Annotated in this window: 23 protein-coding genes and 2 pseudogenes; 16 read left to right on the top strand and 9 right to left on the bottom strand. The window is 72.2% G+C overall.

Annotated elements, in window-relative coordinates; translation table 11 throughout:
* Positions 1–8 precede the first annotated feature (8 nt).
* Positions 9–1,817, bottom strand: a pseudogene (locus BMY74_RS27290) (glycoside hydrolase family 3 protein); the annotation flags it as partial.
* 130 nt (positions 1,818–1,947) lie between these two features.
* Complete coding sequence (locus BMY74_RS27285) at positions 1,948–2,475, bottom strand: SMI1/KNR4 family protein (RefSeq protein ID WP_089921062.1); 528 nt, start codon at positions 2,473–2,475, stop codon at positions 1,948–1,950.
* Positions 2,476–2,538: 63 nt separating this feature from the next.
* On the opposite strand from BMY74_RS27285, the gene BMY74_RS27280 reads away from it, so the two are divergent.
* From BMY74_RS27280 to BMY74_RS27230, 12 genes and pseudogenes are all read left to right on the top strand, one after another.
* Positions 2,539–2,862 carry a nitroreductase family deazaflavin-dependent oxidoreductase gene (locus BMY74_RS27280; protein ID WP_089921060.1) on the top strand — a complete coding sequence of 108 codons (324 nt, stop codon included), beginning with the start codon at positions 2,539–2,541 and terminating at the stop codon, positions 2,860–2,862.
* 10 nt (positions 2,863–2,872) lie between these two features.
* Positions 2,873–2,998: pseudogene (locus tag BMY74_RS46305) on the top strand (LysR family transcriptional regulator); the annotation flags it as partial.
* A gap of 302 nt (positions 2,999–3,300) precedes the next feature.
* Positions 3,301–3,753 (top strand): LysR family transcriptional regulator substrate-binding protein, encoded by a 453-nt coding sequence (locus tag BMY74_RS46300; protein WP_342718227.1) that lies wholly within the window; start codon positions 3,301–3,303, stop codon positions 3,751–3,753.
* A 57-nt stretch (positions 3,754–3,810) separates the two neighbouring features.
* Positions 3,811–4,863, top strand: a complete 1,053-nt coding sequence (locus BMY74_RS27270; RefSeq protein ID WP_089921057.1) for a tartrate dehydrogenase — start codon at positions 3,811–3,813, stop codon at positions 4,861–4,863.
* Complete coding sequence (locus BMY74_RS27265) at positions 4,860–5,732, top strand: alpha/beta fold hydrolase (RefSeq protein ID WP_089921054.1); 873 nt, start codon at positions 4,860–4,862, stop codon at positions 5,730–5,732. Before BMY74_RS27270 ends, BMY74_RS27265 begins: the two co-directional genes overlap by 4 nt.
* Before the next feature lie 20 nt (positions 5,733–5,752).
* On the top strand, positions 5,753–6,061 hold the full coding sequence (locus BMY74_RS27260) for a hypothetical protein (RefSeq protein ID WP_089921051.1): 309 nt from the start codon (positions 5,753–5,755) through the stop codon (positions 6,059–6,061).
* A gap of 37 nt (positions 6,062–6,098) precedes the next feature.
* Positions 6,099–7,055 carry an arsenic resistance protein gene (locus tag BMY74_RS27255; RefSeq protein ID WP_245786390.1) on the top strand — a complete coding sequence of 319 codons (957 nt, stop codon included), beginning with the start codon at positions 6,099–6,101 and terminating at the stop codon, positions 7,053–7,055.
* A 22-nt stretch (positions 7,056–7,077) separates the two neighbouring features.
* Positions 7,078–8,544 (top strand): sensor histidine kinase, encoded by a 1,467-nt coding sequence (locus BMY74_RS27250; RefSeq protein WP_089921048.1) that lies wholly within the window; start codon positions 7,078–7,080, stop codon positions 8,542–8,544.
* Positions 8,541–9,197, top strand: a complete 657-nt coding sequence (locus BMY74_RS27245; RefSeq protein WP_089921045.1) for a response regulator — start codon at positions 8,541–8,543, stop codon at positions 9,195–9,197. The genes BMY74_RS27250 and BMY74_RS27245 overlap by 4 nt, the downstream gene beginning before the upstream one ends.
* 77 nt (positions 9,198–9,274) lie before the next feature.
* A complete protein-coding gene (locus BMY74_RS27240) occupies positions 9,275–10,549 on the top strand; it encodes an alpha/beta hydrolase family protein (RefSeq protein WP_143091723.1) in 1,275 nt (424 codons plus the stop codon).
* Positions 10,546–11,163 (top strand): DedA family protein, encoded by a 618-nt coding sequence (locus tag BMY74_RS27235; protein WP_089921043.1) that lies wholly within the window; start codon positions 10,546–10,548, stop codon positions 11,161–11,163. The genes BMY74_RS27240 and BMY74_RS27235 overlap by 4 nt, the downstream gene beginning before the upstream one ends.
* Positions 11,164–11,173: 10 nt before the next feature.
* A complete protein-coding gene (locus tag BMY74_RS27230; RefSeq protein WP_089921040.1) occupies positions 11,174–11,800 on the top strand; it encodes a VOC family protein in 627 nt (208 codons plus the stop codon).
* On the opposite strand, the gene BMY74_RS27225 is transcribed toward BMY74_RS27230, so the two are convergent.
* Positions 11,768–14,428, bottom strand: a complete 2,661-nt coding sequence (locus tag BMY74_RS27225) for a helix-turn-helix transcriptional regulator (RefSeq protein WP_089921037.1) — start codon at positions 14,426–14,428, stop codon at positions 11,768–11,770. The genes BMY74_RS27230 and BMY74_RS27225 overlap by 33 nt on opposite strands.
* Positions 14,429–14,528: 100 nt before the next feature.
* Between BMY74_RS27225 and BMY74_RS27220 the strand changes: the two genes are divergently transcribed.
* Both BMY74_RS27220 and BMY74_RS27215 read left to right on the top strand, forming a co-directional pair.
* The gene (locus BMY74_RS27220; RefSeq protein WP_089921035.1) at positions 14,529–15,602 is read left to right on the top strand and encodes a class I SAM-dependent methyltransferase; all 1,074 of its coding nucleotides are present in this window, start codon (positions 14,529–14,531) and stop codon (positions 15,600–15,602) included.
* Complete coding sequence (locus tag BMY74_RS27215; protein ID WP_245786389.1) at positions 15,599–17,668, top strand: alpha/beta fold hydrolase; 2,070 nt, start codon at positions 15,599–15,601, stop codon at positions 17,666–17,668. The genes BMY74_RS27220 and BMY74_RS27215 overlap by 4 nt, the downstream gene beginning before the upstream one ends.
* A gap of 40 nt (positions 17,669–17,708) precedes the next feature.
* On the opposite strand, the gene BMY74_RS27210 is transcribed toward BMY74_RS27215, so the two are convergent.
* The 4 genes from BMY74_RS27210 to BMY74_RS27195 all read right to left on the bottom strand — a co-directional run bounded on the left by BMY74_RS27210 (position 17,709) and on the right by BMY74_RS27195 (position 20,369).
* Positions 17,709–18,122 (bottom strand): SRPBCC family protein, encoded by a 414-nt coding sequence (locus BMY74_RS27210; protein ID WP_089921032.1) that lies wholly within the window; start codon positions 18,120–18,122, stop codon positions 17,709–17,711.
* On the bottom strand, positions 18,097–19,188 hold the full coding sequence (locus BMY74_RS27205; RefSeq protein ID WP_089921029.1) for a VanZ family protein: 1,092 nt from the start codon (positions 19,186–19,188) through the stop codon (positions 18,097–18,099). The genes BMY74_RS27210 and BMY74_RS27205 overlap by 26 nt, the downstream gene beginning before the upstream one ends.
* Before the next feature lie 64 nt (positions 19,189–19,252).
* Positions 19,253–19,957 (bottom strand): polyamine aminopropyltransferase, encoded by a 705-nt coding sequence (locus BMY74_RS27200; protein ID WP_089921026.1) that lies wholly within the window; start codon positions 19,955–19,957, stop codon positions 19,253–19,255.
* A gap of 46 nt (positions 19,958–20,003) precedes the next feature.
* On the bottom strand, positions 20,004–20,369 hold the full coding sequence (locus tag BMY74_RS27195) for a DoxX family protein (protein WP_089921023.1): 366 nt from the start codon (positions 20,367–20,369) through the stop codon (positions 20,004–20,006).
* A gap of 145 nt (positions 20,370–20,514) precedes the next feature.
* On the opposite strand from BMY74_RS27195, the gene BMY74_RS27190 reads away from it, so the two are divergent.
* On the top strand, positions 20,515–20,841 hold the full coding sequence (locus BMY74_RS27190; protein ID WP_089921020.1) for a winged helix-turn-helix transcriptional regulator: 327 nt from the start codon (positions 20,515–20,517) through the stop codon (positions 20,839–20,841).
* Between the two features lie 3 nt (positions 20,842–20,844).
* Here the strand turns inward: BMY74_RS27190 and BMY74_RS27185 are convergent, their stop codons facing one another.
* The gene (locus BMY74_RS27185) at positions 20,845–21,279 is read right to left on the bottom strand and encodes a cupin domain-containing protein (protein ID WP_089921016.1); all 435 of its coding nucleotides are present in this window, start codon (positions 21,277–21,279) and stop codon (positions 20,845–20,847) included.
* A gap of 14 nt (positions 21,280–21,293) precedes the next feature.
* Positions 21,294–21,872, bottom strand: a complete 579-nt coding sequence (locus tag BMY74_RS27180) for a CGNR zinc finger domain-containing protein (RefSeq protein WP_245786388.1) — start codon at positions 21,870–21,872, stop codon at positions 21,294–21,296.
* A 125-nt stretch (positions 21,873–21,997) separates the two neighbouring features.
* Here BMY74_RS27180 and BMY74_RS27175 point away from each other — a divergent pair, with 125 nt between their 5' ends.
* Positions 21,998–22,849, top strand: a complete 852-nt coding sequence (locus tag BMY74_RS27175) for an alpha/beta fold hydrolase (protein WP_089921014.1) — start codon at positions 21,998–22,000, stop codon at positions 22,847–22,849.
* Positions 22,850–23,115 lie beyond the last annotated feature (266 nt).

Raw genomic sequence — 23,115 nt, 5'->3', positions numbered from 1 at the left:
GTGGTGGGGAACTGCGCGCCGAAGCCGTGCGGGAAGAGCGGTGTCTTGCCGTCGCCGACGTTGATCGGCTGTTGCGAGGCGCTCTGCATCCACGTGAACGGCAGCGTGCCGGTCGGTTTGTGGTCGCCGAACAGGACGTCCGCCACGCCGTTGCCCTCGGTGCCGGGCAGCCAGGCCGCCACGAGGGCGTGCCACTGCGGCAGTTGCGCGGCGATGTCCAGCGGGCGGCCGGAGACGAGCACCACGACGACCGGGACACCGGTGGCGCGCAGCGTGTTCAGGGTCGCGACGTCCTCGGCGTCGAGGCCCAGGCTCCCCGGCCGGTCACCCGCGCCCTCGGTGTACGGGGTCTCACCGATGACGGCGATCGCGGCGTTGTAGGTGCCGTCGATCCCGGTGCCGTTGCGGTTGTACGTCACCGTGGTGGACGACGAGACGGCCGAGCGGATGCCCTGCAGCACAGTGGTCCCCGGCGTGACCGGCCCGCTGCCGCCCTGCCAGGAGATCGTCCAGCCGCCGCTCTGGTAGCCGATGTTGTCGGCGCTCTTGCCCGCGACGAAGATCTTCGACGCGGTCTTCGGCAGGGGGAGGACGCCGTTCTGGTTCTTGAGCAGCACCTGCGACTTGCGGACGGCCTCGCGGGCCAGTGCGCGGTGAGCGGCGTTGCCGACCGTCGGGGTGTAGGCGCGGTCGGTGAGCGGCTTCTCGAACAGGCCCAGCTCGAACTTCTTGGTGAGGATGCGGCGGTTGGCGTCGTCGATGCGCGACATCGGCACGCGGCCCGCCTGCACCTCCTGCTTGAGGTACGTGATGAAGGTGCGCCACGCGGACGGCACCATGATCATGTCCAGGCCCGCGTTGATCGAGTCGCGCACCTCGGCGGGGGTGAAGCCGGGCTGGCCGTCGATCTGGTCGATCGCGTTCCAGTCCGACACGACGAGGCCGCCGAAGCCGAGCTCGTTCTTCAGCACGTCGGTGATGAGGTACTTGTGGCCGTGCAGCTTCGTGCCGTTCCAGCTGCTGTAGGTGATCATCACCGAACCGACGCCGCGGGCGACGGCCTCGCGGAACGGCGGCAGGTGCGTTGCCCGCAGCTCGGCCTCGCTGACCTGCGTGTTGCCCTGGTCGGTGCCGCCGGTCGTGCCGCCGTCGCCGATCCAGTGCTTGGCCGTCGCGAGCACCGAACCGGGGTCCGAGAGCTTCGCGCCCTGCAGGCCGGCGATCATCGTCGTCATCGACGTCGCGTCCTGCGGCGTCTCGCCGAACGACTCGTAGGTGCGGCCCCACCGGTCGTTGCGCGCGACGCAGAGGCACGGCGCGAAGTCCCAGTCGATGCCGGTGCCCGACACCTCCTCGGCCGTGGCGCGCCCGATCCGTTGCACCAGAGCGGGATCACGCGTCGCGCCCAGGCCGATGTTGTGCGGGAAGATCGTGGCGCCGACGACGTTGTTGTGGCCGTGCACGGCGTCCACGCCGTAGATCATGGGAATTCCCAGCGGGGTGGCCAGAGCCGCGCGCTGGAAGTCGTCGTACATGTTCGCCCACGACGTGGCGTTGTTCGGCGACGGCGCGGAACCACCGCCGGACAGCAGCGACCCGATCCGGAAGTTCGTCAGGTCGGCGTTGCTCACCGCGTTGCGCTCCGCCTGCGTCATCTGCCCGACCTTCTCGTCGAGCGACATGCGGCCGAGCAGGTCGGCGACGCGGGCCGCGACGGGCTGCGCCGGGTCCTTGTAGATCGGGTCGGCCGCGGCGGCCGCGGGAGTCGGGATGACGGCGGCACTGAGCAGAAGTGCGGCCGCGAGGAACTTTCTCACAGGGCAGACCTCCGGTGACTGAGGTCCTGTTTACCTTGCGGCACAACAGGGTTCGTCGAGCGTAACCCTCGTGCGCAAAGTGGTGTAGACCAGCGGGGAACCGGTCCTGGTTCCGGTTCCCCGCACGTCCCTAACGGCACCAGGACTGGACAGTCTCCTCGAAGTCGGGGAACTCCGCCCGCGCCGCGGCCAGCACCTCGGCGGGCGTGCGCGGTGCGGTCCCGGAGTACTTCTCCGCGACCGCGCGCAGTTCCGCGTGCGGCACCCCGCTGTCGGACCCGAACTCGACGGCCTCCTGCGGCCCCACCCCACCCGCGAGCAACCAGAGGAACTCACCGAGGTTCGTCGCCACCGGCCCGACCTCGCCCTCCGACCCGAGGAACACGACGGGCTGAGCGGTCAGCGGCCCCTCGCGCACCAGCCACAGCACCGCGAGCCCACCGGTGCCGTCCTGCCCGAACGGCCGGAACGCGGCACCGTCCAGCTCCTTGTTCCCGGTCCAGGACCGGATCCAGTCGGTCGTCTCCTCGGCGGAGTCGAACTCCTGGTACGGCTCGTAGTCGATGCTGCCCTGCGCGGGGTCCTCGCTCCACGGGAAGTCGATGCCGCTCAAAGCGGCCAGCGCGGCGGGGAAGGCGCGGTCGTCGGTGATCTCCACGCGCGCACGCTACTTCAACGGATCGCCCGTCGACGGCGTCTTGGACGAGGAGAGGAGGCCGACATGCCGATGCCCAGGTGGTGGGGCCGCATCCACGGACGCGTGGCCGGCACGCGGGCCGTGCTCACCCACGTCGGCCGCAGCTCGGGAATGCCCTACCGCACCCCGGTGGGAGCGCACCCGGTCGAGGGCGGCTACCTGGTGCGCGGGCCCGGCTCGGACTGGGTGCGCAACGTGGTGGCGGCCGGGCGCGCGCAGCTCGCGGTCGACGGCGAGGACGTCGACCTGACGGCGCCGCGCGTGGTGGGGGAGGCGGAGGCGTGCGCGGCTCTGGGGGTGAAGGCGCTGCGCGTCGCGGGGTTCGTCCGGATGGACGTCGCCCGCTAGCCTGCGCAGGATGGACGTCCGGCAGTTGCGCTACTTCCTCGCCGTCGTGGACCACGGCAGCGTGAACAAGGCGGCCGCCGTCCTGCACGTCGCGCAGCCCTCCCTGTCCCAGGCGATCCGGGCCCTCGAACGCGACCTCGGCGTCGACCTGTTCCGCCGGGTCGGGCGGCGGTTGGTGCTGGCGGACGCCGGTGAGGCGTTGATCGGGCCCGCCCGGCAGGTGGTGCGGGTGCTCGCCACGGCGCGGGCCAGTGTCGACGAGGTCGCCGGGCTGCGGGTCGGGCGGGTCGAGATCGCGGCCATGCCGTCGCAGGCGGTGGAGCCGCTGGCCCGGATCGTCCAGGCCGTCACGGAGGAGCATCCTGGGCTGTCGGTGGCGGTGGGGCCGCCTCGACGGCCGAGGACGTCGTCGACGCCGTCCGGAGTGGACGGACCGAGCTGGGGCTGCTCGGGGCTCCGGAGCCGTTGCGGGACGCGCGGGTGCGGGTGTGGCAGTTCGGGCGGCAGCGGTTCGTGCTGGTCTGCCCGGCGGGCGGGCCGTTCGCGGCGGGAACCGTGGTGCGGCACGAGGACCTGGCCGGGCAGCGGTTGATCGTCGGGCAGCCCGGCACCGGGATGCGGCGGGTGGTCGACGAGATCCGGGCGTCCGGGGTGGAGCTGACCGAGGTCGTGGAGACCGAGCACCGGGAGGCCATCCTGCCGCTGGTGCTCGGCGGTGTCGGGGTGGCCGTGCTCGCCGACTCGTGGGCGCCGCTCGCGCGCCAGGCCGGTGCGCTCGTGCTGGACCTCGAACCCGCCCGCCACCTGCACCTGGCCCTGGTCACGGGGCACGGTGAGCTGACGCCGGCGGCGAGTGCGTTCCTGCACGTCGCTCATAGCCTGAGCCTCTAACGCTGGGTGGAGCCTGGTCTTGGACGGCGGTGTGCGGCCGGTGGTGTCATCGGGGTCATGGTCACTCACCGCATCGCGCTCATCCCGGGGGACGGAATCGGGCAGGAGGTCACGCCCGCCGCCAGCCGAGTGCTCGAGGCCGTCGGCGCGCGGCACGGCATCTCGTTCTCCTACGACGAGTTCGACTGGTCCTGCGCCCGCTACGCCGAGCAGGACGCGATGATGCCCGCCGACGGCCTCGACCGGATCCGCCACCACGACGCGGTGCTGCTCGGCGCGGTCGGTGATCCCTCGGTGCCGGACCACGTGTCGTTGTGGGGACTGCTGATCCCGATCCGGCGGAGCTTCCGGCAGTACGTGAACCTGCGGCCGGTCAAGGTCTTCGACGGCGTCGAGAGCCCGGTGCGCGGGGCGGGCGCGATGGACCTGGTCGTCGTCAGGGAGAACGTCGAAGGCGAGTACAGCGAGGTCGGCGGGCGGTTCGGGCGCGGGTTCGCGGAGGAGATGGCCGTGCAGGAGTCGGTCTTCACGCGGGCCGGGGTGGAGCGCATCGCCGACTACGCGTTCCGGCTGGCCGGGCGGCGGCGCGGCCACGTGACGTCGGCGACCAAGTCGAACGGGATCGTGCACACCATGCCGTTCTGGGACGAGGTCGTCGCGGAGAAGGCACTGTCCTTTCCGGACGTCACGCTCCACTCCGAACACATCGACGCGTTGTGCGCCAAAGTGGTTCTCGACCCGGCGCGCTTCGACGTCATCGTCGGCTCGAACCTCTTCGGCGACATCCTCAGCGACCTCACCGCCGCCGTCGCGGGCAGCATCGGCATCGCGCCGTCCGCGAACATCAACCCCGAGCGCGACTTCCCGTCGATGTTCGAGCCGGTGCACGGCTCCGCGCCGGACATCGCGGGCAAGGGCGTCGCCAACCCGCTCGGCGCGATCTGGACCGCCGCGCTGATGCTCGACCACCTCGGCCACCCCGACGCCGCCGCCGAGGTGGAGCGCGCGATCGCGGACGTGCTGGCCACGACCCCGATCCGCACGCCCGACCTGGGCGGCACCGCGTCGACCGGCGAGTTCACCAGCGCCGTGCTGGACTCGCTCCGGTGAGCGTCCCGCTGCCGTTCTCCTACCGCACGGTCGACGCGGACGGCGTGCGCATCCGGTGCGCGATCGCGGGCGACGGGCCGCCGCTGCTGCTCCTGCACGGCTACCCGCAGACCCACGTGATCTGGCACCGCGTCGCCCCGCGGCTCACGGCGGACCACACGGTCGTGCTCACCGACCTGCGCGGCTACGGCGACAGCGACAAGCCCGCCCCCGGCCCGGGAGACCACGAGTACTCGAAGCGCCGGATGGCCCGCGACCAGCTGCTGGTCATGAACGCGCTGGGCTTCGACCGGTTCGGCGTCGCGGGCCACGACCGCGGCGGCCGGGTCGCCCACCGCCTGGCCCTGGACGCGCCCGAGGCCGTGACCGCGCTGGCGGTGCTCGACATCGTGCCCACCCGCCACACCTTCGAGCACGCGGACAAGGACTTCGGCCTCGGCTACTTCCACTGGTTCTTCCTGGCCGCGGGCAACGGCATCCCCGAGCACCTCATCGGCGCCGATCCGAGGTTCTGGATCACCACCCGCATGAACGCCCGGCACCACGGCGGCGCCGCCTTCGACCCGGCGGCCGTCGAGGAGTACGTCCGCTGCTTCTCCGACCCCGCCGCGATCGCCGCGTCCTGCTCCGACTACCGCGCCGCCGCCGGCATCGACCTCGAACACGACGCCGCGGGTGGCGTGGTCGAGGCGCCGCTGCTCGCGTTGTGGGGCGAACACGGCTTCGTCGGCCGCCACTACGACGTGCTGGAGGTGTGGCGGGAGTACGCGCGGGACGTGCGCGGCGAGGCGTTGGACTGCGACCACTACCTGCCGGAGGAACGGCCGGACGAGGTGGCGGCCGCGTTGGGGGACTTCTTCCGGCCCTGACGGTGTCCTGCGGTCGTGGCATGGACGACGCAGAAGCGTGGGTGCCGGACGCGTGCACCCTGCCGACGGCGGACAGGCCGTTCCGCGTGGCGGAGTTCGACGACCTGCTCGCCGGCGCGGTGCGCCACCGCCCGGAGCACACGCGGCTGGTGCTGGAACTGGAGCCGCGGCCGGAGGTCGCGGCACGCGCGGCGGACCTGGCGGTGCGGGAGACGGGCTGCTGCTCGTTCTTCACGTTCGAGCTGACGGCGACCGGTGGAGCGCTGAGCCTCGCGATCTCGGTGCCGCGGTCGCGGGCCGAGGTGCTGGACGCGCTGGCGACGAGGTGAGGGGATAGCGTCCTGATCGTCCGATCGGGAGGGTGTCGTGCCGGGCTTCGTCGCGGGGGTGGAACGTCACCAGGTCGCCGTGTACCTCGGCGCGCTGGCGGCAGGCGGTGTGGCCGGGTGGTCGGCGCCGGCGGCGGGACCGGCGCTCGAACACCTCATCAACCCCGTACTGGCGGTCCTGCTGTACGTGACGTTCCTGCAGGTCCCGGTGGCCGAGCTGGGGCGGTCGCTGCGCTCGGGCCGGTTCCTCGCGGCCGCGCTCGTCGTGAACTTCGCCGTGGTGCCGTTGGTGGTGGCCGCGATGTTCGCGTTCTTGCCCGCGGATCAGGCCGTGCGGATGGGCGTGCTGTTGGTGCTCCTCACGCCGTGCGTCGACTACGTGATCGTGTTCAGCGGACTGGCGGGTGCCGCCAACCAGCGGTTGCTCGCCGCCACGCCGTTGCTGCTCCTCGCGCAGATGGTGTTGTTGCCTGGCTATCTGCTGCTCTTCCTCGGTGACGACCTGGCCGTGATCGAGCCCGGTCCGTTCGTCGAGGCCTTCGTCGTGCTGATCGCGGTTCCGCTGGCGCTGGCGTGGCTCACCCAGGTGTGGGCGGGCCGGTTGATCGGCGCGATCAGCACGTCGATGGTGCCGTTGATGGCGGTGACGCTGTTCACCGTGGTGGCGTCGCAGGTGCCGAAGCTCGGTGGAGACCTGCCGCAGGTCGTGCGGGTGGTGCCGTTCTACGTGGCGTTCCTCGTGGTGATGGCGTTCGGCGGGCTCGCGGTCGCCAGGTTGTTCCGCCTCGGCGTGCCGGACGCTCGTGCGGTCGTGTTCACCGGGGGCACCCGCAACTCGCTGGTCGTGCTGCCGCTGGCGCTGGCGCTCGACGACGTCGCCGCGGTCGTCGTGGTCGCGCAGACGCTGGTCGAGGTGGTCGGCATGGTCGTCTTCGTGCGGGTGGTGCCGCGGCTGGTGCCGTCACGCGCGCGCCCGGCGGACGCTCGCTCCTGAGCAGTTCTTCTACGATGAACCGATGAGGTGCGGCTGGGGGCTGCGGTGGCCGGACGCCGTGCTGTGGGTGGTCCTGGTGGTGCCGTTGGTCCCCGGAGCCGTGGGTGATCCCGTCGAGCTGGTCGCCGGTCTGGTCCTGCTGACCGCCGCGGTGGTGCTCTTCCCGAGGTTTCCGGTGTGGACGGTCTGCGCGCTCGTCGCGGCCGCGGCGATACCGGCGCTGGTGCTGGCCCCGACCGTGACGAGTCCGCCGTGGGTCTGGCCGATCCTCGCGGCCGGGGCGTTCGGGTTCCGCGCGGGCCGGCGGGTCGCGGACCCGGTGCTCGTGCCGCTGGTCGCCGTGCTGCTGGCGGGGCTGCCGGTCAGCATGCTCGCGGACGGCTCGGTGCGGGGAGGGTTCGGCCTGGTCTTCGGTGTCTACGACTGGTTCCTGGTCGTGCTGGTCGTGCTGGTCGTGGTCCTCGGACCGTGGCTGCTGGGCCGGTACCTCAGGGTGCGCGCCGAGCTCACGTCAGCGGGACTGGACCAGGCCGCGCTGCTCGAACGGACCCGCATCGCACGGGACATGCACGACTCGCTCGGCCACGAGTGGGGGCTGATCGCGTTGCGCGCGGCCGCTCTCGAGGTGTCGCCGGACCTGCCCGAACACCATCGGGCGGCGGCCGGTGAACTGCGAGCCGGAGTCGCGGCGGCGACCGAACGGCTGCAGGAGATCATCGGGGTGCTGGGGCCCCGGGACGAGCGGCCCGACACCGGCGCGCTCGTGGAGCACGCGGCCGCGGCGGGCATGGAGGTGTCGTGGACCCCGGCCGAGCGGTCACCCGAGGTCGTCGAACGCGCCGTGCACCGGATCGTCCGGGAAGGACTGACGAACGCGGCCAGGCACGCGCCGGGAGCACCGGTGAGCGTGCGGGTGGAACGGCTGCACGCCAGCACGAAGGTCACCGTGGCGAACGGACCGGCGACCCGCGAACCCGATCCGGCCGGTGGCGGCACCGGGCTGGTGGACCTGGCCGAACACACCCGGCTGCTGGGCGGCACGCTCACCGCCGAGCCGCGCGACGGCGGGTTCGCGCTGGTCGCCGAGCTGCCGCACGACGCAAGGCCCGCCACCGTCGCCCGGCCCGCCCGCCGCGACCTGGCCGGCGTGGCCCGAGGCCCCGTGCTGGCGGGCCTCTCCGTCGCGGTGCTCGCGATGGCGCTCTACGCCACCGTCGGCGCCGGCAACAGCCTCGACCCCGCTACCTTCGACGAGATCCGGCTCGACGCGCCGCGCGCGGAGGTCGAGGCGCGCCTGCCACCGTTCCAGATCCTGGGGGACCCCGAACGCATGCTGTCCGACCCGCCGCCGGGCGCCGACTGCCGCTACCACTGGTCGACCGAGCAGACGGACGACCGGCTCTTCTTCCGCCTGTGCTTCGCCGCGGACCGGCTGGTGCTCAAGGAGACCGTGCCGCGCAGCGCGATCTCGGCGGGGCAGGCGCGGTGATCCGCGTGCTGCTCGCCGACGACGAACCCCTGACCAGGGCCGGGGTGCGCGCCGTGCTCGGCGCCGAGCCCGAGTTCGAGGTGGTCGGCGAGGCGGCCGACGGACGTGAGGCGGTCGACCTCGCGCAGGCGCACCGGCCGGACGTCGTGCTGCTCGACATCATGATGCCGCGCCTCGACGGGCTGGCCGCGGCGGCCGAGATCCGCCGCACCGTCCCGGACACCGGCGTGATCATGCTGACGACCTTCTCCGAGGACGAGCACATCGCCCGCGCGTTCGACGGCGGCGCCAGTGGGTTCCTGCTCAAGACCGGAGATCCGAGGGAACTGTTCGCCGGGGTCAGGGCCGTCGCGGAGGGGGCCGCGTACCTGTCGCCGAAGATCGCGCACTGGGCGATCCGGCGGCTGGGCGGCGAACGGGTGTCCGGCGCGGCGCGCGCACGGGACCTGGTCGCGGGGCTCACCGAGCGCGAACGCGAGGTGCTCGCCCTGGTCGGCGCCGGGCTGCCCAACGCCGAGATCGGGCGGCGGCTGCACGTCGTGGAGGGCACGGTGAAGGTGTTCGTCAGCTCCATCCTGCGCCGGCTCGAGGTGCCGAACCGGGTGCGTGCCGCGATCATCGCGTTCGAGGCGGGGCTGGTCGACCGGGACTGACCTATGTCTTCCGGTCAGTGCGCCGGGTGGCGTTCGACAGATGCCGGTCGGTGGGGGTGATCGACAGGCTGGGTCGCATGAAGATCAGGTACAGGGCCCGTGTCGCGGCGGTGTGCGTGGGGATGCTGGGGGTGGGGGTCGCTCCGGCCTCGGCCGAGATCGGCGCCACCGGCTCGCTCGCGGCTTCGGCCGATACTGCCGGCGGCTCGCCCACGAGGTTCACCGACCGCTCGCCTGCGGCCTCCGCCGCCACCGCTCCCGACACCACCGCTCCCACCGCCACCGGCTCGCCCACCACCTCCATCGAGCTCACCCTGCCGCGTCCGTCGGGCCCCTTCCCCGTGGGCACCACCGAACTCCACCTGGTCGACCCCACCCGCGCCGACCCGTGGGCGCCGAACCGGTCGCGCGAGTTGATGATCTCCCTCTGGTACCCCGCGCTGCCCTCCCACAGGCCGCCGGCCCGCCACCTCAGCCCGGGCATCGCGGCGTTCTACGACCAGACCTCCGCAGCCTCCGTCGGGCTGGCCCCCGGTGTCGCCGACTTCGCGGGCACCGCCACCCACGCGAAGGTCTCGCCTCCGCTGCCCGGACGCCGTCCGGTGGTCCTCTACTCGCCGGGGCGCGGGCAGTCGCGGTCGTTCGGCACCACGCTCGTCGAGGACCTCGCGAGCCGGGGCTACCTCGTCGTGACGATCGACCACACCTTCGCGGGGCCGGTGGAGTTCCCCGACCGCGTCGAGCTCCCGGTCCGCGGCGCGGACACGGCGCTGATGATGCGGGAACGGGTGCGCGACACGAGTTTCGTGCTGGACCGGCTCGCCGCCACCGGGCTCGACGTGTCGGAGGTCGGCATGGCCGGGCACTCGATGGGCGGGTTCACCGCGGCCGAGGCGATGCTCAGCGACCGGCGCATCGCCGCGGGGGCCAACCTCGACGGCGGCCTGGACCCGAGGTCGGGTCAGGCGAGCGCGCGGGGTGCCGACCGGCCGTTCCTGCTCATGGGCGGCGGGACCAGCGGTGCGGACGACCTGCCGCACGACCACGTGCACGCACCGGACTGGGCGTCGTTCTGGGCGAACTCGACGGGCTGGAAACGGGACGTGCACCTGCGCGAGGCGGAACACGCGAGCTTCACCGACGCCCAGGTGCTGCTGCCCCAGATCAACCGGAAGCACCCGCTGCCCGCCGACCGGCTCGCGGCGGCGATCGGCACCATCGACGCCGGCCGAAGCCTTGCCGCGCAACGGGAGTACGTCGCCGCCTTCTTCGACCTGCACCTGCGCGGGCGGTCCACCACCCTGTTCGACGGCGACTCGCCCGCCCACCCGGACGCGAGGCTCGTCCCGTGACCGCGTTCCTCGACTGGCTCGCGAACCTGCCGCAGGTCTGGGTGGTCGTCGCGGCCGGGCTGCTGGTGTTCGGCGAGTGCACGCTCGGGCTGGGGTTCATCGCGCCCGGCGAGACCGGGTTGTTCGTGCTCGGCACCACCGCGACGAGTCCGCCCGCGTTCGTGGTGATGTGGCTGGTGACCACGGTGTGCGCGGTCGGTGGCGACTCGGTCGGGTTCTGGCTCGGCAGGCGGTACGGCACGCGGCTGCGCGAGTCGCGGATCGTGCGGCGGCACGGCGGGCGGCACTGGGACCGCGCCACCGCCTTCCTGCGGCGACGGGGAGCCGTCGCGGTGCTGATCGCGATCTTCCTCCCCGTCCTGCGCACGCTGCTGCCCGCGGCCGCGGGGGCCGCCGGACTGCCGTACCGGACGTTCCTGCCCGCCGTGCTCGCCGGCGCGACCGGGTGGTGCGCGCTGCACATCGGGCTCGGCGCCGCGGCGGGGGAGACGGCCCGCAGGATCGAGAAGATCGTCGGCACCGGAAGCACGGTCGTGGCCGCCGTGGTGGTCGTCGTGGCCGTGGTCGTGGTCCGGTCAGGAATCGAGAAGCACCGGGCACGGGATGGCGCCTAGCGTTTCCGGCATGACCTCACTCGACGCGATCACCCTCGAAGTGGCCGACCTCGCGGCCGCCGAACGCTTCTACGCCAACGCTTTCGGGCTCGGCCCGCTGCTGCGCCTGCGGGCGTCGCAGGAACCGGCCACGGGATTCCGCGGCTTCACCCTGTCCCTCACGGTCGCGCAGCCCGCCGACGTGGACCTGCTGGTCGGGAACGCCCTCGACGCGGGCGCGACCGCGCTCAAGCCCGCCGCGAAATCGCTGTGGGGCTACGGCGGTGTCGTGCAGGCGCCGGACGGCACGATCTGGAAGGTCGCGACCTCGGCCAGGAAGAACACCGGGCCGGCCACCGGCGAGATCGGCGACGTGGTGCTCCTGCTCGGCGCGACGGACGTGGCCGCCAGCCGGCAGTGCTACCTCGACCACGGGTTCACCGTCGAGAAGAGCTTCGGCCGCATGTACGTCCAGTTCGCCGCCGCGGGTGCGGTGAAGCTCGGGCTGTACCGGCGGCGTGCCCTCGCGAAGGACGCCGGGGTGGCGCCGGAGGGGTCCGGCTCGCACCGGATCGAGCTGCACGGAGCCGGGCGGTTCACCGACCCCGACGGGTTCGCGTGGGCGTCAGGGCAGCCGGTCGGCCAGCTCGGCGCGTGAGCGGATGCCGAGCTTCGTGTAGACCTTGCGCAGGTGGTACTCGATGGTCTTCGGGCTCAGGAACAGGGCGGCGGCGACCTCGCGGGTGGTCTTGCCCTCGGCGAGCAGGAGCGAGACCTGCAACTCCTGCGGCGTCAGGGTTTCGCCCTGCTTCCTGCGCTGGATCGTCTCGCCGGTGGCGCCCAGCTCGACCGCGGCGAGGTCGGCCCAGCGGGCGGCGCGCAGGTTCTCGAACGTCTCCAGGGCGGCGTGCAGGTGCGGCCGGGCGTCCACCCTGCGCCGGGCCCGTCTCAGGCGGGCGCCGTAGGCGAGCCGGGTGCGGGCGGTCTCGAAGTCGTCCAACGTCCTCGCGTGGTGGCGCAGAGACGCCTCGAAGTGTGTGTCGAACCCGTCCTCGCTGAGCATGCCGAGTGTCCGCTCGGCACGGCCCAGCGCCCACGGCTGGCCCTTCGCGGCGGCCTCGGCCCGGTAGCGCCGCGCCACCTCCCGGGCGTCGTCGCGCCGGCCCAGGCGGACCATCGCGTCGGTCAGCTCGGGTGCCGGTGACAGGTCCGGGTCGGTGAGCCGCAGGTCCTCCAGCAGGGCGGCGAGCTCCTCCAGGTGCGCCAACGCCTTGAGCGGGTCGCCGAGCCCGAGTTCCAGTTCCCCCAACGCGAACAGCGACCAGACCCGTCCGATGTGGATGTCACGGGCGCGGCAGATCGGCAACGCCTCCGCGACGAGCGCACGGCACCGCTCCTCGTCGCCGAGCCGCGCCCGCAGCCACGCGAGCCCGGCCAGGCACATCGCGAGGTCGGTCTCCTGACCGGTCTCCCGCGCCAGCCGGGTGGCCTCGTCGTAGGTCGCCTCCGCGCGGACCCACTGGTTGGTCGTGGCCTCGTCCCGCGCGACGTGGAACAGCAGCGCGGGCAGCGTTCCGACGGCGGTCTCCGCGCGCGCGTCCGCGACGACGCGGCGCAGCTCCTCGCCGGAGTCCGCGTCGCGCAGGAACAGCGGGCCGATCATCAGCCACGACACGCGGCGCCGGTCGTCGCGCAGCAGCCCGGTGGAGGCGAGCAGGCCGACGCCCGCCCGGATCTGGTCGGCGCCGCCGCGGTTGGCGAGGATCCGCGCGACACCCGCCGCCATCTGGCCGAGGCCCCGGGCCTTCGGTGTCACCACCCCGTCCAGCAGGGCCTCGATCTCGTGCGCCAGCTCGACACCCGACCTGGTGTCGCCGAGGTAGAAGCACGCGTGGACGGCGTCGGCCAGGAGCACCACCGCCGAGTCGGCGTCGGCGGACTCGCGGGCGGCGATCCGGCAGAGGTCGCGGGCCTCGGTCAGCGAACCGGTGCGGGCCGCGATCGCCGCCCGCAGCTCGACGGCCCCCGCCTCGCCGCCCACCTCGTCCAGCAACGAGACCGACCGCCTCGTCTCACCGGCGAGCCACGCCGACTCCGCCGCCGCCACGCACAACGAGGCGTGCCGCGACACGTCCGGGCTCAGCCGCGCGGCGCGTTCGAACGCGGCCGCGGCGACGTCGTGCGCACTCCGTTCGTGGGCGCGCCGGGCGGCCTGCACGAGGAGGTCGGCGACCTGGGCGTCCGGTCCGACGACCGACTCCGCCCGGTGCCAGGCGTGCCGGTCGGCGTCGTGCGGTCCGACCGCCTCGGCCACCGCGCGGTGGATCACCCGGCGGCGGCGCGGATCGGTGTCCCCGTAGACGGCCGCGCGGATCAGCGGGTGCCGGAACTCGACGCGGCCGCCGGCGATCCGCACGAGTCCGGCGCTCTCGGCCTCGGCCAGCGCGTCGACCGCGATCCCGAGCACCCGGCACGCCGACGCCACCACCCGCAGATCGGTGCCCGCCACCGACGCCACCGCCAGCGCGGCCCGTCCACCGGCACCCAGCGACCGCGCCTGCGAGGCGAACGCGCGGGCCAGCTCCGCGGACACCGGCAGCGGCGCCTCGGGGGAGAGGTGCTCGAGCCGGGACCCCGCCAGTTCGATCAACGCGAGCGGGTTCCCGGCCGTCGCGCGGTGCAGCCGCGCGATCAGCTCCGGCGACACCGGGACGTCCGAACGGCTCGACACCAGCTCGTCCGCGGCGGCCAGGTCGATGCCGGTCAGCGCCAGCGCAGGCAGCGGCGGGTCCGGCGACCGCGTGGTCGCGAGCAGCACGACCGGGTCGGCGACGAGCCTGCGCGCCGCGAACGCCAGCGCGTCCGCCGACGACCCGTCGACCAGGTGCAGGTCGTCGAGCAGCACGGCGACCGGCCGTTCCTCGGCGAACCGGCAGAGCAGGCTGAGCGTGGCGGCGCCGACCGCGAACCGGTCGATGGCGGGCCCCGGCCGCAACGCGAGTGCGACGGACAGGGCCTGCGCCTGCGGGCCGGGGATCTCGCCGAGACGACCCAGGGCGGGCCGCAGGACCTGGTGCAGTGCCCCGAACGGGATCTCCTTCTCCGACTCGATCCCGGCCGCCCGCAGGACGTTCATGCCGACGGCCGACTCGGCCGCGAACCCGAGCAGCGCGGTCTTGCCGACACCGGGCTCACCGGTGATCGCGAGGGCGCCACCGTGCCCGATCCGAGCGCTCGCGACGAGTCGCTCGATCCGCTGCCGCTCCGAGTCGCGCCCGATCAGCACACGGGGGAGTCTAGGTCGGCCCAGGCACTAGGTGGGGCACCTGATGCGACCGTCCCGTTGGCGCTCATAGGTTCCGACCCTCACATGGAGGGAAGAGCAGATGACCACGACAAGACCCGAGGTCGACACCGACAAGCTCATGCAGTTCGTGTTCCGGGCCGTCGACGAGGTCGGCGCCACGCTCAACGCCGCTCTTGTCGTCATGGGCGACAAGCTCGGCTACTACCGCGCCATGGCCGACGGCGAGCCGGTCAGCGCCGCCGAGCTCGCGGACCGCAGCGCGACCGCCGAGCCGTACGTGCGGGAGTGGCTGAACGCCCAGGCCGCCGGCGGATACGTCACCTACGACCCCTTGACCGGCCGGTACGCGCTCCCCGTCGAGCACGCGGTGGCGCTCACGGTCGAGGACAGCCCCGCGTTCCTGCCCGGCATGTTCCAGATCGCACTCGGCACCGTGCACGACGCCGGACGCGTGCTGGAGGCGGCCCGCAGCGGGTCCGGGGTCGGCTGGCACGAGCACGACACCGACGTGCACGTCGGCTGCGAGCGGTTCTTCCGGCCGAGCTACGCGGCGAACCTGGTCGGGAGCTGGCTGCCCGCGCTCGACGGCGTGATCGCGAAGCTCGAGAGAGGCGCCAAGGTCGCCGACGTCGGTTGCGGCCACGGCGCATCAACGATCCTGATGGCGCAGGCCTTCCCGAACTCCACCTTCACCGGCTCGGACTACCACCCCGAGTCGGTCCGGATCGCCCGCGAACGGGCGGAGGCCGCCGGGGTCGGCGACCGCGTCACGTTCGAGGTGGCGTCCGCCAAGGACTTCAGCGGCACCGGCTACGACCTCGTGACCATGTTCGACTGCCTGCACGACATGGGCGACCCGGTCGGCGCGGCACGACACGTGCGGGACGCCGTGGCACCCGACGGCACGTGGATGATCGTCGAACCGATGGCGGGCGACCACGTCGAGGACAACCTGAACCCCGTCGGCCGCACCTACTACGGCTTCTCCACGTTGCTGTGCACGCCTGCCTCGCTGTCGCAGGACGTCGGACTCGCGCTCGGCACGCAGGCCGGGCCCGCGCGGATCCGCGACGTCGCGGTGGCCGGCGGGTTCACCCGGTTCGCCGGGGTGGCCGGGACGCCGTTCAACCAGGTCCTCGAAGTCCGGCCGTGAACGCCGAGCCGCGCCCGGTGCGCGAGGCCGACCGGTCGGGGTTCGCCGAGCGCGCCGGGGTGCGGCTCGCGTTCCGCGTGTACGACAACCCCGGCCGGCCGACCGTGCTGCTCATGCCGACGTGGTCGATCGTGCCGTCGAGGTTCTGGAAGGCGCAGGTCCCGTTCCTGTCCCGGCACTTCCGGGTCGTCACGTTCGACGGGCGGGGTTCCGGCGAGTCCGACCGGCCGGTCGGCGGTGAGTCCTATGTGGATTCCGAGTGCGCTGAGGACGCGATCGCGGTTCTCGACGCGACGAACACCGACCAGGCCGTGCTGGTGGCGTTGTCGCGCGGGGACGCCTGGTCCGTGCTCGCCGCCGCGAAGCATCCCGAGCGGGTCAGCGGAATTGTGGCTGTCGGCCCGGCCAGCGGGTCGCTCATCGGCGTCCAGGAGCAGGAGAGGCTGGCCTGGGAGTCGGGGGACGGGCCGTACAGTCGGCAGCACTGGCTGAACGGCGGCTACGACGACTTCACCGAGTGGTTCTTCGCGAGGATGTTCGCCGAGCCCCACTCCACGAAGCAGATCGAGGACGCCGTGCGGTGGGCGCACGAGATCGAGCCCGCCACGCTGGTGGACACGACGGCCGGACGGCTCGCCTCGGCGTCCGTCGAGGACGCCTGCCGCGAGGTCCGCTGCTCGGTCCTCGTGATCCACGGGACCGCCGACCTGATCCGACCGCACGCCATCGGTGAACGCCTCGCCGAACTCACCGGCGGCTCGCTCGTGCTGGTCGACGGCGCCGGGCACGGCGTGCACGCCCGCGACCCGGTGCGGATCAACCTGCTCATCAAGGACTTCGTCGACCGGGTGCACCCCGTCGCGCACCGGAAGCGGGTGTCGCGCGTCCGGCCGCCGCGAGCGCTGTACCTGAGCTCCCCGATCGGCCTCGGCCACGCCCGGCGCGACCTCGCCATAGCCACCGAACTGCGCAAACTCCACCCGCGGCTGGAGGTCGACTGGCTCGCACAGCATCCCGTCACCGAGGTCCTCGGACCCGCGGGGGAGCGCGTGCACCCGGCGTCGGCGTGGCTCGCGAACGAGTCATCACATGTGGAGGAGGACGCCGGCGAGCACGACCTGCACGTGTTCGGGGCGTTCCGGCGCCTGGACGCGGTGCTGGTGAACAACTTCATGGTGTTCCACGACCTGCTGGAGGCCGAGCGGTACGACCTGGTGATCGGCGACGAGGCCTGGGAGGTCGACCACTTCCTGCACGAGAACCCCGAGCTGAAGCGGTTCTCCTTCGCGTGGCTGACGGACTTCGTCGGCTGGCTCCCGATGCCGGACGGCGGCGCCCGCGAGCAGCGCCTGGCCACCGACTACAACCTGGAAATGATCGAGCAACGGGCCCGCCACCGCCGCGTGCGCGACCGGTCGGTGTTCGTCGGCGACCCGGACGACGTGGTCCCGCTGCACTTCGGCGAGGGGCTGCCCGCGATCCGCGAGTGGACGGAGCAGAACTTCGACTTCTGCGGCTACGTCACGGGGTTCGACCCGCCGGAGGTGGCGGCGCGAACCTCGGAGGAGAAGGTCTGCGTGGTCACGGTCGGCGGTTCGGGCGTCGGGTCGTCGTTGCTGCGGCGGGTGCTGGACGCCGTGCCACTCGCACGGAGGAAGGTGCCCGGGCTGAGGTTCCTGGTCGTCACCGGGCCGCGCATCGACCCGGCTTCGTTGCCGGACGTCCCAGGCGTGGAGCTGCGCGGGTACGTGCCGGACCTGCCGCGGCACCTCGCCGCGTGCGACCTGGCGGTGGTGCAGGGCGGCCTGACGACGTGCATGGAGCTGACCGCCGCCCGGCGCCCGTTCCTCTACGTTCCGCTGCGCCACCACTTCGAACAGAACTTCCACGTCCGGCACCGGCTCGAACGCTACGGAGCGGGCCGGTGCATGACGTACGAGGAGGTAGCTGACCGGGAGGTGCTGGCCGCCGCCATGGCCGAGGAGATCGGGCGCGAGGTCGGCTACCGGGAGGTGGAGGCGGATGGAGCGGCACGGGCGGCGGCGCTGCTCGCGGAGCTGCTCTGAGACGGACGCCGAGGCTGCGGCACGACCGCCTCGGCGGACATCACGCCTGGTCGTTCGCCCGGTCGTCCGCCGCCGCGGTCTGGGTCAGCACCGCGACCGTCTCCTCCAGACCGCGCTGCACCTCGTCCCCCTTGGCCTCCCGCACGCTGTGCAGGCTGATCGTGAGACGCGACCGGCCGGCCGCCACCTCCTCGACCTGCAGTTCGCCGTGGTAGTCGTCCGGGCCCTCGGCACCCCACTCGAGCGTTCGCCGGGAGGCGTCCGGCCGGACCCACGCCTCACCCTCGACGTGGTGGCCGTGCACCTCGGCCTCCACGTGCACCTGCTCACCGCCCTCGGGCTCGGCGGCGGTCATCTGCGGGAAGTACCGGGGCAGGTTCGTGGGGTCGGCCAGGAACGCGAACAGGGTGTCGGCCGGGATGTCCGCCTCAGCTGTGTGCGTGTACGTCGTCATGGCGCTCGGGGTACCCGGTCTCCCTGACGGCGAACACGTCCCGCGTGCGCGCCACCTGTTCGTGCCACCCGCGCTGGTCGCGGCGGAACACGGGCAGGACGAACGCGCCGCCCACGAACAACGCCACGACGACCAGGTCCCACCAGCCGATGTCGATGAGCGGCGACACGACGGTCGCGTAGGCCATGAAGCCGGTGAAGCCCAGCAGTTCGCGCAGGGCGAGCTGGAGCGGGTTGGCGCGCGAGCCGTCGTCAGAACGGATCCGGTAGTGCAGCAGGATCCCGCCGATCGTCACGCCGTTCGCCGCGGCGGGCAGCACGACCCGCGACGCCACCAGCACGCAGACGGCCCAGCGCGGGTCCGAGTGCAGCCACAGCTTCGCGACGACGATCACCAGCACGAGCTCGGCGACCAGGCCGATGAGCCTGCGGGGGATGGTCACGGTGGTCGGCGGCGCGGTCGACTCGTCGGACGACGGCACCCTGGGCACGACGAACGCGGCCGGCGCCATCATCCAGCCCAGGACTCCGCCGAAGGTGTTCGAGATGAGGTCGTCGACGTCGGCGATGCGGTACGGGCACGGGTAGAAACCGAGGTTGCCGGTGTACTGCACGACCTCGATGGCGAGCGACAGCCCCAGGCTGATCGCGATGACGGCCAGCGGGCCCTTGCCGTACGCCTTGCGCAGCACCACGCCCAGCGGCACGAACAGCGCGACGTTGAACAGCTGCTGCAGGAACGCCTGCGACTGGACCATCGCGAGGATGCCGGAACGTCCGTAGGCCGCCATGTTGTTGCTCATGTCGGTGACCCACTGGAACGGGACCGTGGACAGCATCTGCTCGCCCGTGCACAGGTTCCCGACGTCGCGCGGGAACGGCAGGAAGATCAGCGCCAGGGCGACCAGGCCGTAGGCCAGCAGGCCGTACAGCACGAACGCCCTGCGCGGCTCGACCCGCCGGAAGCGGAAGTAGTGCAACAGGACCAGGGGCACGAGGACCAACAGCCCGACACCCACGAACGCCAGGAAACCGGTCCGGGCGGTCTCCCAGTACGACGCCATCATGAGGGGCTCATTGCCCGCTGTCGTTGACGGCCAAACCACGATCCGCGAAGTTGCGGCGAATGGCTCAGCCGCGCCGTGCGAGGTAGACCGTGTTCGTCGACTCCCTGTCCTGCAACGGGTTGGGGAAGCGGACCACCTCGGCCCGCACGTCGGTGAAGACCGTCGCGAGGGTGGCGGCGTACTCGTCCTCGGGTGGGTCGTTGGACCACAGCGCGAACACCCCGCCGGGCGCGACCAGGTCCGCGAGCCGCCGCGAGCCCTCGGGGCCGTACAGGTCGGCGTTGGTGGGGTGCAGGAGGTGCCGCGGGGAGTGGTCGATGTCGACGACGAGCGCGTCGAGGAGTGCGGGACCGAACCCCTGGCCGGAGCGGACCAGGTCGAAGAAGTCGCCGTGCACCAGGCGGCACCGCTCGTCGGCCGCGAGCGTCCTGCCCGCCGGGATGAGGCCCTGCTCGTGCCACTCGATCACTTCGCTCAACGCGTCGACGACCTGCAACGAGCCCACGCGCGGGTCCTCCAGCACGGTCTGCGCGGTGTACCCGAGTCCGAGGCCGCCCACGACGACGTTCAGCGAGTCGCCGGTCAGTTCCGCGAGCGCGAGGCGGGCCAGCTCGACCTCGGCGACGACGAACATGCTGGACATCAGGAACTCTTCGTTCAGCTTGATCTCGTGGATCTCCCTGCCGGTGCCGGGTTCGAGCCGGCGCCGCAGGGAGAGCTCACCGAGCGGGGTCTGGCGGTAGTCGAGTTCCTGGAACCGAGCACTCATGCGACGGGACGGTACCCCGCGTGCCAGGACCCGATCGGGCGACCGGTCAGCCGGCGAACCGTCCGATCGCGACGAACGCGGCCAGGAGCAGCAGGACCACGTTGACGGGCAACGTCTTCGTGTCGCCGATCCTGAGGTGGACGCGGATGGCGACGACCTGGACGACGACCAGCCCGACGGCCGCGATCGGCGTCAGGACCGGGGCGATGCCGGTGAGCCACGGCAGGACCACTCCGAGAGCGCCGAGCACCTCGACCGCGCCGATGCCCTTCACCGCCCCGTCGGAGTAGTCCTCCGCCCACGCGCCGGTGGACGCGATGACCTGCTCACGCGAGCGCAGCAGCTTGACGAGGCCACTGCCGAGGTAGACCGCCGCCAGCAGGAACTGGGCCACCCACAGCGCGATGTTCATTGCACACTCCGATCCTTACCACTTGTGCGTAGCCTCATCGTGTGTGTGTTTCGAGGGCGCCACAAAAGGCACACGGATGTATGTGTCCAGGACAGGAGCCGTAGCTGTGACGGGGTTCACTCGGGTGAGGAGCTGTCCGCCGCCGATGGACGACGGGGGTGCGGTCCGCGCGGTGCTCGACCGCATCGGCGACAAGTGGAGCCTGCTGGTCGTCGGCGCGTTGCGGGAGGGGCCGCTGCGCTTCGGGGAGCTGGAGAAGGCGGTCACCGGCATCTCGCAGCGCATGCTGACGCTGACGCTGAAGCACCTCGCCGAGGACGGCCTGGTGAGCCGCACGGCCTACGCCGAGGTGCCCCCGCGCGTCGAGTACGAGCTGACCGGGCTCGGGAGGACGTTGATGCCGCTGGTGATCGCGCTCGCGGAGTGGGCGCTGGAGCACAGCGACGAGATCAACGCCCACCGCCGCCGCTAGCGCTCACTCGAAGGAGCAGCCGGGGTTCGGCGTGCTGACCGCGAGCGGGTCGCCGACCGGGGTGCGGTACAGGACCTCCAGCACGAGCGGGGCGCCCGCGAGGTTCCGCCCGAGGTGGACGTACCCGGGGCCGCTGTCCTCGGTGATGACCTGCCCCGGCCGGTAGACGCCGTCGACCGAGCAGTCGGACTCGTGGTGGGTCAGCACGCCCTTCGCGACGACCCCCTTGACCGGTCCGGGGTGGTAGTGCCAGCCGGTGGAGCCGCCCGGCGCGACGGTGATCTCCCTGAGCACGTACCGCGTGTCACCCAGCACGTGGTCGAAGATCGTGACGGCGCTGACCCCGGTGCCCGGTGTGGCGCTCGCGGCGCCCGGTGCCACGACCGCCGCCAGGCCGGCGGCCGCGGTGACGAGCGCGAGTCGCTTGATGATCCGCATGGGGTCGAACGTACTCAGCCGCGGGTGCGTTCGTAATGCCGCGCGACCCTCGCCCGGTTGCCGCAGACGTTGGCGGCGCACCACACCCGGCGCCTGTTCTCCGCCAGGAACAGCATCGAGCAGGTCGGGTCGGCGCACGCCCGCAGCTTCGCGAGCCGCTCCTGGTCGGCGAGCAGCCCGATCGCCTCGCCCGCGATCGCGGCCAGTCCGGGGTGTCCGTTGTAGTCGTCGTGCCACCGGGTCGCGGCGACCGCGCCGGCGCCCCACCCGTCGAGTCGCGGGCTGGTCGGGACGGCGGCCGCGACGGCGTTGAGGTCCGCGATCAGCTGCGGGTCGGGTTCGGCTCCGGTCAGGTGGGCCTCGAACAGGGCCCGCAGCACCGAGCGCAGCCTGCGGGTCGCGGTCATCGCCGGTGGCGGTGCGGCGGGCAGCCGGTCGGCCTGCAGCGCCCACCAGCGGGCGTGGCCGGCCTCGTCCGCGATGAAGTCCTTGACCGGGTCGAGGCACAACGCGTGCGTGTCGACCAGGTCGAGCGCCACCAGCGGTTCCGCGCCCATCACGAAGCCCGCTGCCTGGAAGTCGGACAGTCCCAACGCCCTCTCCTAACGGTTGGAGCGACTGGTTAGACATTAGCAGATTCTCGGTGCGAGACCTTGCGGCGTGCGATCTAACGTGTATACGGTCGTTCTATCCATTAGACCGAATCGAGGAGAACGACATGCCCGCGATCCGCCACCACCACGTCGAGGTCGACGGCCTCAAGGTGTTCGTCCGCGAGGCAGGGGACACGAGCAGGCCCACGATCGTGCTGCTGCCCGGTTATCCGTCGAGCAGTCGCTCCTACGTGCGGCTGATCGACCGGCTCGCCGCGGCCTGGCACGTCGTCGCGATCGACTACCCCGGCTTCGGCTCGTCCGACCCGCTGCCCGGCGAGCCGACGTTCGACCGGCTGGCCGAGGTCACCGGCAGGACGATCGACCTGCTCGGCATCGGCGACTACGCGGTCTACGTGTTCGACTTCGGCTCCCCGGTCGGGTTCCGCATCGCGCTGGAGCACGACCAGCGCGTGCGTGCCGTGATCACGCAGAACGGCAACGCGTACGTCGACGGCCTCGGCCCCGACATGGACGTGCTGCAGAACCACTGGAACGACAGGTCCCAGGACCAGGACAAGCTCGACTGGGTCGTCAGCGCCGAGGGCACGCGGCACCAGTGGCTCGTGGGCGCGAAGGACCCCGCGCACATCGACCCCGAGCAGGCGGTCGCCGACCAGCACGTCATCGACCTGCCCGGCCGCGCCGACTACATGAAGGCACTGCTGTGGGACTACCGGGTCAATCCCGGCCGCTACCCGTCCTGGCAGGAGTGGCTGCGGACCCGTCAGCCGCGGGTGCTCGCGATCTGGGGCCGCAACGACACGTTCTTCGTCCCGGCGGGTGCCGAGGCGTTCCGCCGCGACGTGCCGTCCGCCGAGGTCGTGCTGCTCGACACCGGCCACTTCGCGCTGGAGGAGGAGGTCGACGAGATCGCCGAGCGGGTGAGCGGACTGCTGGCGAAGACCTTCGCCTGATGTCACTTCACCGTGGAAACGGGTGAATCTGCCCATTGGATTTCGCGTCGCTCATTCGGAGCAATCTCCTTTTGGAGCGCTTTTGGAGCTTTCTTGGAACCCGAGGGCAGACTTCTCGATGTCAGTTGCACATCCGAGGGAGGAGCACTCGTGGAGAAGCCCAAGGCGAAGATGAAGCGAATCACCATCCGCAAGGTGGGCCCGGTCCGCCTCACGGCGGCCGCCTGCTCGCAGTACAACGTCAAGCCGGCCTAAGGCGAGACGAG

It is taken from the genome of Lentzea albida (genome assembly GCF_900111005.1).
Lineage (GTDB): Bacteria > Actinomycetota > Actinomycetes > Mycobacteriales > Pseudonocardiaceae > Lentzea > Lentzea albida.
The sequence above is the reverse complement of the archived record's forward strand: the minus strand, read 5'-3'. Positions and strand labels throughout refer to the sequence as shown.